Origin of the sequence: Haliscomenobacter sp., from assembly GCF_040403615.1 — a bacterium.
In the GTDB taxonomy this organism is placed as follows: domain Bacteria; phylum Bacteroidota; class Bacteroidia; order Chitinophagales; family Saprospiraceae; genus Haliscomenobacter.
In genome coordinates this window covers 1-1,375 of record NZ_JBBAKG010000265.1, presented here as the reverse complement: position 1 = coordinate 1,375, position 1,375 = coordinate 1, and the positions used below count along the sequence as shown (strand labels likewise).

The 1,375-nt window shown below is 45.2% G+C and carries 3 protein-coding genes; 2 read left to right on the top strand and 1 reads right to left on the bottom strand.

Annotated features, from left to right (window positions below; genetic code table 11):
* Window positions 1-288 precede the first annotated feature (288 nt).
* Entirely contained in the window at window positions 289-486 is a 198-nt protein-coding gene (locus tag ABW391_RS29465) for a hypothetical protein (RefSeq protein WP_353485482.1), read from the top strand.
* 108 nt (window positions 487-594) lie between these two features.
* Here ABW391_RS29465 and ABW391_RS29460 read toward each other — a convergent pair whose 3' ends face one another.
* Window positions 595-834, bottom strand: coding sequence for a DUF3293 domain-containing protein (locus ABW391_RS29460; RefSeq protein WP_353485481.1), 240 nt, complete (start codon window positions 832-834; stop codon window positions 595-597).
* A 15-nt stretch (window positions 835-849) separates the two neighbouring features.
* Here ABW391_RS29460 and ABW391_RS29455 point away from each other — a divergent pair, with 15 nt between their 5' ends.
* The gene (locus tag ABW391_RS29455; RefSeq protein WP_353485480.1) at window positions 850-1,059 is read left to right on the top strand and encodes a hypothetical protein; all 210 of its coding nucleotides are present in this window, start codon (window positions 850-852) and stop codon (window positions 1,057-1,059) included.
* Window positions 1,060-1,375: the final 316 nt, after the last annotated feature.

Genomic DNA, 1,375 nt, shown 5'->3' with positions numbered 1-1,375 from the left:
CGGGGCAGTTGAGCGGTTAAGATTGCTATAAATACGGGAGCATTTAGCGCCCGTACTCATTGAGATTTAGCCACTTTTAAATCAATTAGAGTCTGACCCCAATTAGCCTTGACCCCAATTAGCCTTTGCGCTGGCTACTCTGCATGCCGTTAATTACATTGCTTCTTGGAACTTTGCACACATGGTTGGCCCGGCAGCAAAGTTCAAGCTACAAAACAAAATAAGTGAATTGGGATTTCGGCCTCCCATCATTGCCACACCCAAAGAGATTTTTGAGGAGATAACGCTATGACCTTATCTGCATCCCATCAAACCGTACCAGCAGCTGACTTGGTTGGTTTGCGCGACCCCATCTTGCAAGAGTTGTGGCGCGTCAAAGCCCAGCTGAACGCGCAAGCCAACTACAGCATTTTAGAAATCGTGCGTCGCTTGAATCACAGAAAAACCCAAAGCAAGCTGGCGGGAGGCATACCGACTCAAGGTTGAGCTTGATGCGTTACAGGACCCAAGCGGTTAATTGGAATCTGACCAAAATTCTGTTCTTTAGGCAGCTAAACCAATGGATTAGGGTGCAAGTAGCTATAAAAATAAGAGTTAACTTTTAATTAGAGTCTGACCCCAATTTCTCAGAATTAATTTCGGTACGGCATCTAGGCCGCACCAAACGATAGCGTTTTGATTGAATTTTCTGCCAAGCGTTTTTGCTGCCTCTAAAGACAGGTCAAAGACAAGATAACTTGGCTCCCCTGGCCACTCTCCAACAGGGTGTTTACCTTCGCCAGCAATGTACGTAAGTCCCCTGAACTGGATTTCTTCTTCAAGTCGCTTCTGCAAATCTGAATTTTGCTCGTGGCTAAGAAGTTCCCCAAGAGGGTTGAAAGCAGTGACAAAGGCGCAGGCTTCACTCCGGTGGCACTTGAAGAGAGCAACGAGTTCTTCGTTTTTTCAGAAATTTTCAATACCACCACATCATCGACAAACACTCGAGACTCCGTTTCACAGTATGCCTGGATAGTTTCTGGGGAAATCAAAGATTCACATTTGAAAATCAAGCCCTAGTTTTACGTTTTATGACAGCGGGTAATAGCCATTTTTTTATTCAGTTGCGCCAATGATTTGGCAACTAACACTGAATCGCCATGCCCTAAAGCCCAAGAGTCAGAATCAAAATACAAACTTTCAGCTTTTTGGTAGATTTTGCACTCAGCGCTGTAATTTTGTACGTGAAAAGTTAGAAGTTACTGCCAGGGCTTGAACACGGAAAGGCCGAAATTGGTCTCCAAGACCGGGTACATGACTTTGAAATTCCAATTGTTCCTCTAACTTGCAGGTGCCCTAACAGAGGTGGGCAGAGGTTCGACTCATCTGACAGTCC